Below are 278 nucleotides of genomic sequence, written 5' to 3'. Positions count from 1 at the left end.
GCCCATGCAGAACCGCGAGGCGCCGGCCGCCTTGGCCTGGCGCGCCTTGGCGACCACCTCGTCGGTGACCATCAGCTTCTGTGCGTCCACGCCGGTGCTGTAGCGCTGCGCCTGCGGGCAGTACGCGCAGTCTTCCGGGCAGCCGCCGGTCTTGACCGAGAGCAGGGTCGAGATCTGGACGTCCGCCGGGTCGAACTGCTCGCGGTGCACGCTGGCCGCGCGATGCAGCAGGACCGGGAAGGGCAGCGCGAACAGGGCCAGTACCTCTTCGCGGTGCC

General features: G+C 71.2%; 1 pseudogene. It reads right to left on the bottom strand.

Features of this window, described 5'->3' with window-relative positions:
• Window positions 1-261 (bottom strand): annotated as a pseudogene (locus AAE045_RS24385) (biotin synthase BioB); the annotation flags it as partial.
• Window positions 262-278: the final 17 nt, after the last annotated feature.

The organism is Dryocola clanedunensis, from assembly GCF_038405435.1.
Classification (GTDB): Bacteria; Pseudomonadota; Gammaproteobacteria; order Enterobacterales; family Enterobacteriaceae; genus Dryocola; species Dryocola clanedunensis_A.
This window is presented reverse-complemented; position numbering and strand designations above follow the sequence as displayed.